Genomic DNA, 9,246 nt, shown 5'->3' with positions numbered 1-9,246 from the left:
AGACATCTCTTCTACAAACGATGCATTAGAGGAAATCACATTAACGAATGGCACGGTTAAAGGTGACTTCGTATTAGCCAATACTGATTTTGAGTTGGATTCTAATGGTGCTGTTCAAGATGACGACAATGCTTTCAATAACGTTGATCAAGCGAACTTCGTTAAAGCAGGCTTAACGTCTATTACAGCGACTGATTTTGATGGTGACATCGTTCTAGGTAGAGACTCAGACATCGTTGACCTAGGTACATTGTCTGCTGCGGTTAATGGTGACGTAACTTATAACGCAACATTAAACGACAAAGCGTCATACACAGCAACAACGGGGAACGGCGCTGATACACTAGACATCACTTTGATTGATAGTATTACTGAAGGAAATCGTGAAACTGATACTGCGGTAACAATTTCTACTGGTGCTGCAAACGACAATATCACGGTTGATGAAGGTGATAATTCTGCCGAAAACACAACTGCAACCATCACTGCTGGCGCAGGTGATGACGTTATCCGTGGTAACGACGTTTCTGTAAACGTCACTGCAGGTACAGGTAATGATGTTATTTACGCTGAAAACACGGGCGAAAAAGCATTATTAACTCTTGATACTTCTGGTTTGTACCAAAATCCAACTCCAGCTACTAACGCTATTAATACAACACACCCTACTGGCGCAGAACTTGTTTTGCTAGCGGGTAAACAAGTACAAGTTACGATTGCAACGGATGGTAATTCTGCAAATCTAGTGTCGAATGGTTATCAGAGCTCTGTTGTTACGATTGAAGCATCAAGTGGTACACTAACGACTATCGATGATTTGAACAATGCTGTTCTTGAAGCAATCAATGATGATGAAGTACTTAACAAAATTGCTGTCGCTTCTATCGATGAGAATGATGATGTTGTTGTTACTTACTTAGTCGATGGTGTGCAGGCTGCTAATGCCGTTTCTTTAAGCATCGCTAATCCTGCTAGCGTTACCGGTGTTTCAACAGCTCTGTTAAATGACTACAGAGATTTTATTAACGACTCTACTTACTCAAGTGCTGAACTTGTAACCAACGTGAATAAGGATGCTAGCGGCGTCTCGGCCTCTGCTGATTCGTTTGTCGGTTCAACGATTAAAGTTGACAGTGCTGGCAATCAAGGGACTGAGATTGTTGTAACGATTGATGGTGAAGAGGTTTCTCTTACTCTTGATGCTGATACTGATACTGGTAATCCAACCGTTAAAACAACTGCATTAAAAATTGCTACAGCACTTGTTGAAGCAGGTTACGCTGCTGCATCTGATGGTACTGATACAGTTTATCTTGTTACTCAAGATGAAAATCTTACTGTAACAGGTGTTGACACTGACATAAAAGATGACGTTACTCTTGCTGCAAGTTCAGGTCTACTACTAGGTGAAGACTCTTCTATCCTCGGAGGCATCAAAGATCCTGGAAGCAGAGAAGTAACAACAGTTTCTCTTGGTAGTTTAGCTGCTGGCGAGACTTATATCTTTGATGGCTTGACCATTTCTGCTGGAGCTACTACTGGAGTTACAGCTGCAGAGCTTGCTGCCTATATTAATGCCAATTTTTCAGGTAATACTAACCTATCAACATCAGGCAGCTTAGCAACAACAACAGTAACTAGTGTAGTGGGTACTACAGTAACCTACACAGCAACTACTGTTGGAGACGCTACTAACTTATCTGTCTCAGGTACTAGTACAACATCATCAGTAGCTAGTACAATAGACGGTGAGCCCCTTGAGCCCCTTGATGGCAATGTAAATACCGTTAACGGCAACGCTGGCGATGATGTTATCGTATTGAGTTCTGATGATACTGCTAATGCACTTCCTAATCCACCACTTGTCCCTGTTGTCCCTGTTGATTACGATACAGTTGTCTGGACAGGTTACTCTCAAGGTAGCGATACAATCGTTCACTTTGAATCAGGCATTGATAAATTAGATTTCACATCGTATCTAACAGGTACGGTTGATTCTGCTACACCTGGTGCAAGTTCAAATTCTACTGAATCAGAAGTTGTTTTACCTAATACAGCAGTTACTACCGAAGTGTTTACAGCGAACAGCATTAACCTTCTTGATTTTAGTGATCTAGATGGTATGGCTACTGATGTTACGTTTGAAAATGCTACTGCAGCACAAATTCAAGCGGCACTTAATGCTGATGACGATATGAGTGTGGTTCGTACTGATGGGCTTTACCAAACGCGAGCGACTTCTGTATTAATTATTGAAGATGGTGTAAACGCCACTGGTGGTGTTACTGGTGACATCCAAAATGATGGTACATACAAAGCATATGAAGTTACTTACGCGAATACCGATGTAAGTGCTACTTCTGGCGGTACTGCAGGTACGTACACAGTGACACTTATCGGTGAATTTGATTTAGGTGACGACACATTATCAGTTGCTATTAGTCCTGGTGACTTTATACTTTAAAACAATGAATTTGGAGTGGGGTGAAATGAACGCCCTCCTCCAAAGCCATCGTTGTAATCATTGGATACCCACTCAAACATTTGTTTAAGAAGGTGTCAAAAAAACCCGCAATCTCACATGAAATTGCGGGTTTTTTATGATCACTTATTATTCTAACGTTTGATTATTTTGGGGAATAACACTCAAATTGTGAAGAGAATATCACGTTTTAAATGATGTTTTATATCCGATTTTACTTTAACCTTGAAACCCACTGACTATGATACTTAAGCTAGCAAGGTTATTTGCTCGTTCCGTATCATCGCAATATAATAAAAAATTATTTAAATACATCCGTTTTTTCTCTGAGTTGATGCTTTAAATATCGGCCTAATGGCACCATCCCCGCTTTTTCTTTTAGTATTAAAAACTCACGCGTTGTAATCCTTAAGCTGATTATTTTATTTTCTGATTCATTCACACTGTCCGCCGTTTTTTCCAATAAATTGATATTTGTCTCGTCTGGAAGTTTTTTTTCTTGTTTTATCTTTAAACTTGATAAATCATTTTTACCCATGGTTAAATTCCAATTTGTTTGTACAAGTCATCAAATTGCGCAGCCACTTCAAGATAATTATATTTAGCTAACGCATTAGTTATTGAGCTATGTTAAGCCCAGCAACAGGATATTACCCTGATAAGACTCAAAGGGGTTGTTTGATAGGGCGAAAGACATCCGCTAAGCATCAAAGACGATTAATTTTATTCGCATTTTAATTGAAATCGACTGGAGTTCTGAACAAGTCTCTAACGCACTCAAAAACGGTGGTATTTCTGTTAGTCACGAATAGAGTTATCAATACATCCATGATAACAAAAGAAACAAAGGAACACTTTATTACCATTTGAAGCAAGGAAAAAAGCGCTACCGAAAAGATCAGCAAGCGAAAACAGAAGGGATGCATAGCTTCTGATAATGTAGGAAGGCGCTTGAGACTTCTCCAGCCTTGTATGATGAATTTAATGGTTATTGAGGAATATTATTTAAGCATTATCGGGAGGCCGTTCCAAATCCTAGAGGCAATGTACTGACCTCTCTTATAGAGAGGCTCTCACCTCATTTAGTCTTTAAAGTCACTTTGTATAACAAGATTGAGTGGAAAGGATAGAGTCGATTGCATCTAAACAGAGTATCTACAAACTATTGCCTTTCATGCCGTGCGTTTCAAAAAGAATTTAATTTAGATATATACAGATAGACTAAGCTAAATTTTGACAACTTATGGTTGAATTTACAAAGAAGATATTAGGTGGCATCTCAACCAGCCGCACTTCGGCACACAAGTCGCTTGCTGTGGCTGCTTCCTTCCGGACCTGACCAGATTAACAAGTTATTGTTGCGAAGGGACCAGAGGAGACACCATAGAGGAGATCGCTCGATCTTGGTGCGTATTATACGTACGCTTTTTGTAATTGCAAGCCTATAAAGACAAGCGCCTTCAAATACTTATAGAAGATTTATAAATCGTTCTTATTTACAATTTCTCATTAGATCCTAGCTTCTGCTTTACGGTAAGATAGCTGCATTTATTCTATCTGGAGACAGCTAACGTGAAATTGTTTGTTAAAAACCTCACTCATGTCGATCTTTCTTATTTTGATGCGGATCGTGGTGTTGTGGGCGAAAGCTGGCATACTGACATTATTTTAGACGGTAAGCTCAATGATGAAGGTATGGTGTGTGATTTTAGTATTGTTAAACAGATAATCAAAAAGTGGCTTGATGACAATATCGACCATTGCCTTACCATTCCCGTTGAGCACCCTCTTGTCACTCTTATGAAATACGATGAGCGAACTCATTTCAAATTTGCGGGATTGCAGGGCAAGCAGTTCGATTGCATTGCGCCTCATCACGCATTTTCTTTACTGCCTTTAGAGAAAATCACGCCTCAGGGTGCGGCAACGTGGGTTGAGTCTCAAATTTTAGAGCTGTTACCTGCTGAGTTATCAGATGTGAGTATCAAGTTTTACCCTGAAAAAATTGATGGTGCATCGTATCACTATACTCATGGGCTCAAAAAGCACGATGGTAACTGTCAACGAATTGCTCATGGGCATCGTTCGACCATTGAAATCTATAAAGACGGTGTTCGTTCTTTAGAACTAGAAAACAACTGGGCTTCCCGCTGGACAGACATTTACCTAGGCACAACGGAAGATGTCATTGACGTAGAAGAGATAGATGGACACCGTTTTACTCAGTTCTCTTATGTGAGCAATCAGGGACAATTCGATCTGAGTATTAATGAAAACGTGGTGTACTTAATAAACAGTGATACAACCGTAGAGCTGATTGCGGAGCATGTTGCTACGGTGTTGTCTGAAGAAAATGCAGGACATCAAATCGAAGTCCATGCGTTTGAAGGCATAGGCAAAGGCGCTATCGCTACCAAATACACAGAGTAATTTTACACAACAACCGAATAATGAGGTGGGAACAAATGAGTTTAAAGCAGTACGAAAATTTAGACAAAGGCAGTAAAATTTCTTTAGATGACATTTTTACTCATTTAAAAACCGATGAAAACGGATTAATCGGTGCCATTGCACAGCAACATGATACTGGTGAAGTCTTGATGTACGCGTTTATGAATGAAAAATCCATTCGTGAGACGTTAGAAACGGGTCAAGTGTGCTATTGGTCTCGATCACGTCAAACCTACTGGCGCAAAGGAGAAAGCTCTGGTCACAGGCAAAAACTTGTCTCTATTGCGTTTGATTGTGATGGCGATTGTATTTTATTGAAAGTAGACCAACAAGGCGCCGCTTGTCATACAAATAGAAGAAACTGCTTCTTCTTTGAAATTGATTCGAATAATGTGGTTATTAATAGCGACCCTCAATATTAACAACTTTGAACAAAACGTTACATATATCTAAAATCCTTCCGATTATATCACCTATAGTTATTACTTCTTAAATACTATTTATACCCTAGCAAACGTGACATTCTCGCGTTTGCTTTTCTAGACGCTATAAAAGTGCCTTTTTATAGGCGTTCCAATGCTGATTCTTTACACTGCAAAAACACACAAAACAGAGGAATTAACCAAAAAAAATATTAACCATTATTTCTGACTGTTTAGTGGTCATTAATACATATAACTAACTAAAAAATAGAGGGTTAATATGTCATATTTATCCGTGCGCTTTAAAATTTTATCACTCGTAGTCATGTTCTCTATTGCGATCACCGTACTAACTGTCACATCTTCTATGTCAAGCCGTGCCATTACTGATGAGCTTAATTCAGTTTCAAGCAGCAGCCTTAAATTGATTAAAAACATAGAAAACAGTCGACAGCTACTTCTGCGCCAATCCGTGGAATTTGAAAGGGGCTTCTTTCAAGTAAGTTTAGCAAAAAGCATTGAAGGCGTTGGCTCGGCTTTGGTTTCTGAATCCTTCGAGAAATTCACTGCCTATACAGAAGAGCTAAAACTAAGTTTTGAAAACATACGTATCACCCTCGCCATTATGCCGAAGAATCCAGAATTAACCATTTTATTGGAACACATTGATGCCTTTAGCCAGCAACAAGAAGCTTTCTTAGAAGCCAGTAATAAAACCTATGCCTTTTGGATTAAGCTAAATACCTTTAAAGGTGCGAGAAGCCGTCGAGAAGCCCAAGCCGTTTTAGAAGCCACATCGGAACAAATGGAGCTCATTAATAACGCTCTTGAAACCTATAATGAAATCATTATTCATCAACAGCAACTTAAACAAGATCAAGTCATCATCACTAGTATTGCCTTATCTGGTGCGTTGATTGTTATTGGGCTCATTTTTAGTTTAATTATTGTGAATGGCATTTGTGGCCCACTTAAGAAAGCGGTGATTCGTGCTGAAAGCATTGCCTCTGGTGCACTCAGCCAGGGCCTTATTGAGAGCAATCGAAAAGACGAGATTGGTATGCTTGAAACGGCGATGAATAAACTTGTCACTCAGTTAAATGAAATTCTTTCTGATGTTGCAAAATCCAGTAACCAGCTAACCGAAGCCGCTCATAATTTAAATGGTATTACCGCAGATGCATCAAACATGGTGGATCAGCAACAACAAGAAACCCAACAAATCAATCGAGCGATTGAAGAAATACAATCCACAGCCGTTCAAGTTTCCTCCGCTACAACGGATGCCAGCAGCGCAGCACAAGAAGCCGAAACAGCCGCTTTAGAAGGCAGAAGTATTGTCGTTGGGACCATTAAATCCATCAATACCTTGACAAAGTACATTGAAGATTCGACTAAAAGCATGAACGAGCTGCAAGCAAACACCAACCAAATAAGCGATATTCTGAATGTTATTTTAGGCATCGCAGAGCAAACAAACCTACTTGCATTAAATGCCGCAATCGAAGCTGCACGCGCTGGTGAACAAGGTCGTGGGTTTGCGGTAGTCGCTGATGAAGTAAGACAACTTTCTCAAAATACTCAAAATGCCACACAGAAAATTGAAGTAATGAATTCTCAACTAAAAGAAGGGGCAAAACAAGCCGCCAAAGCAATGGATTCAAGTCATAGCAAATCCATTAATGTCGTGGAACAAGTCCAACACGAAGAACAATCATTAGATAAGATCAATGCTTCCGTATCCAAAATACGCCACATGAGCGACCAAATATCAGCGACAGCAGAGGATCAGGTCAGCGTCACCTCAGAGGTTAGCAAGAGCATTGCCAATATCAATAAAATTACTGAGAAAACGACGAGTTCCATTCACTCTATTAACAACGCCTCTTCCGAGCTGGATCAGTTAGCCGAGCAGCTCTCTAATAAAATTGGGTATTTTAAGGTTTAATCAAAAGGGGTTTCTGCATTAAAAACGATGCAATATTGCCCGTTTCTCATGCAGAACATTAAGAGCATTTTTGCGTAAGCTTGCTCGTTCATCATCAATTAAAGGTTAGACAATATGTGCCGTTGGATGGCTTACACAGGGCACTCTGTGTATATAGACAAACTTTTATATGAACCTGAACATTCTTTAGTCCATCAAAGTTTAGGTGCCAGAAAATCAGAAGTTACCGTCAATGCAGATGGCTTTGGCATTGGTTGGTACGACGAACACGACGAACCGGGGCTTTATCACGAAGTCATGCCCGCTTGGAGCGACTGCAATTTAAAAAACTTAGCACATCATATTCGCAGCAACCTTTTCTTTGCGCACGTTCGATCATCAACTGGCACAGCAACCAACCGCTCCAATTGCCATCCTTTTAGTTATAAAAACTGGCTCTTTATGCATAACGGGCAAATCGGTGGTTATGACACATTGAGATGGCATTTAGACCGGCTTATTCCAGAACATTTGTACCCGTTTCGTTGTGGTGCAACCGACTCAGAACTCATTTTTTTATTGATGATCGCTAACGGATTAGAAACAGATATCCATCAAGCCGTTACCACCACACTAAAACAAACCGAAGATTTAATGGACAAACATGAGATTGTTGAGCCATTACGCTTTGCGTCTACCTTGTCGGATGGTAAAACATTAACGGTCATGCGCTATTCTAGTGATGATCAATCACCGACTGTGTTTAGTAAATTGTTTGAACAACATATCGTCGTGGGTTCTGAACCATTGGAACTATCCGGTGATGGTTGGATATTGATGCCCGAAGGCCATATAGCCACCCTTGTCCCTACGCAGCCGTTCAATAGCACTCCTTTATTTTAGGTTTTAGACTTGCTCTCGTTCCCGCAGTCTCCGTGGTACTTCATACTCTGTTACTTAACAGTGTATGAAGTGCCACGCTGAAGTGTGGGGAGAAGAAATATGCCTTTTACTCAGTCTCTCTGTAAGCGTATGTGGCGTCAAAACGGGATTGAATCCAATCTCCACTTAAAATGGGGTCGTATTTAGCTGGGTTATTTTCCGTACGACAGGAGTCAATACATTCAACATTGGTTTCATAATCGGGTTCAACAAAAAACGGAAACGAATAGCGATGCACCCCACTTTCAGGAGAAATGACTCGATGAGCTGTTGATACGTATTCATCATTTGTCCATCGTTGCATTAAGTCTCCAATGTTCACGATCAACGACTCTTTCATTGGAGTGGCGTCAACCCACTCTCCTTTTACATTTTTGACTTGCAACCCACCAATATCATCTTGCAATAATAAAGTAATGCAACCGTAATCCGTATGCGCTCCAGCACCGTTACTGTGATCCACTTCAGGTCGCGGCGGGTAGTGAATCATACGCAAGACGGTTACATGATCTTTAAAACATCGTGTGAAGAAATTCGCTTCCAAATTAAGCGCCTGAGCCATAGAACTTAACACCACTTGCGACACTTCAAAAGCCGACACATAATACGCCTGTAATGCTTCAACAATGTCAGACTGCTGAGGATATTGATTTGCCCCATACATCCCGGGGTATTTTTTAACCAGAGGATGATCTGCTGGAAAATCCAATGCCATATCAAACGTTTCTTTCCAATCCGCTTGGTTTACTTCATTAAGCTGCTCTTCTCCAATTTTCCCGTAGCCTCGGTGATTGGAGCTGTGTTTAATATCAATGGCTTCTTTTTCAGATTGTGGAAGAGCAAAAAAAGCTTTTGCAGAGGACATTAGCCCATTCACTTCGCTCTTTTCTATTGAGGTATTCACTAAATAAAAAAAGCCGACTTCACGACACGCTCGATCTAATTTCTGTATTGCGTGGTTTTGGATATCGAGGTCATTCGATTTCAAATGTAAAAAATCAATTAGAGGAATGGAGTTCATT

General features: G+C 40.2%; 7 protein-coding genes and 1 other RNA gene. 5 read left to right on the top strand and 3 right to left on the bottom strand.

What is annotated here, in order from left to right:
• A partial coding sequence (locus ACMUMJ_RS15820) for a beta strand repeat-containing protein (RefSeq protein WP_414679817.1) occupies nt 1-2,464 on the top strand: 2,464 nt, incomplete at its 5' end.
• Between the two features lie 319 nt (nt 2,465-2,783).
• On the opposite strand, the gene ACMUMJ_RS15815 is transcribed toward ACMUMJ_RS15820, so the two are convergent.
• Both ACMUMJ_RS15815 and ffs read right to left on the bottom strand, forming a co-directional pair.
• Nucleotides 2,784-3,020, bottom strand: a complete 237-nt coding sequence (locus tag ACMUMJ_RS15815; RefSeq protein ID WP_414679816.1) for a hypothetical protein — start codon at nt 3,018-3,020, stop codon at nt 2,784-2,786.
• 740 nt (nt 3,021-3,760) lie between these two features.
• Nucleotides 3,761-3,857: signal recognition particle sRNA small type (gene ffs, locus ACMUMJ_RS15810), an RNA gene on the bottom strand.
• A gap of 197 nt (nt 3,858-4,054) precedes the next feature.
• Here ffs and ACMUMJ_RS15805 point away from each other — a divergent pair.
• The 4 genes from ACMUMJ_RS15805 to ACMUMJ_RS15790 all read left to right on the top strand — a co-directional run bounded on the left by ACMUMJ_RS15805 (nt 4,055) and on the right by ACMUMJ_RS15790 (nt 8,185).
• Nucleotides 4,055-4,912 carry a 6-carboxytetrahydropterin synthase gene (locus tag ACMUMJ_RS15805; RefSeq protein WP_414679815.1) on the top strand — a complete coding sequence of 286 codons (858 nt, stop codon included), beginning with the start codon at nt 4,055-4,057 and terminating at the stop codon, nt 4,910-4,912.
• Nucleotides 4,913-4,947: 35 nt separating this feature from the next.
• Nucleotides 4,948-5,355 carry a phosphoribosyl-AMP cyclohydrolase gene (gene hisI, locus ACMUMJ_RS15800; protein WP_414679814.1) on the top strand — a complete coding sequence of 136 codons (408 nt, stop codon included), beginning with the start codon at nt 4,948-4,950 and terminating at the stop codon, nt 5,353-5,355.
• 280 nt (nt 5,356-5,635) lie between these two features.
• The gene (locus ACMUMJ_RS15795) at nt 5,636-7,303 is read left to right on the top strand and encodes a methyl-accepting chemotaxis protein (protein WP_414679813.1); all 1,668 of its coding nucleotides are present in this window, start codon (nt 5,636-5,638) and stop codon (nt 7,301-7,303) included.
• Nucleotides 7,304-7,417: 114 nt separating this feature from the next.
• Nucleotides 7,418-8,185 carry a class II glutamine amidotransferase gene (locus tag ACMUMJ_RS15790; protein WP_414679812.1) on the top strand — a complete coding sequence of 256 codons (768 nt, stop codon included), beginning with the start codon at nt 7,418-7,420 and terminating at the stop codon, nt 8,183-8,185.
• 106 nt (nt 8,186-8,291) lie between these two features.
• Here ACMUMJ_RS15790 and ACMUMJ_RS15785 read toward each other — a convergent pair whose 3' ends face one another.
• Nucleotides 8,292-9,245: an isopenicillin N synthase family dioxygenase gene (locus tag ACMUMJ_RS15785; RefSeq protein ID WP_414679811.1), complete on the bottom strand. Its 954-nt coding sequence runs from the start codon at nt 9,243-9,245 to the stop codon at nt 8,292-8,294.
• Nucleotide 9,246 lies beyond the last annotated feature (1 nt).

It is taken from the genome of Marinomonas phycocola, assembly GCF_047525455.1.
In the GTDB taxonomy this organism is placed as follows: Bacteria; Pseudomonadota; Gammaproteobacteria; order Pseudomonadales; family Marinomonadaceae; genus Marinomonas.
Note: the sequence above shows the minus strand (reverse complement) of the source record. Positions and strands in the feature narration are given on the sequence as shown.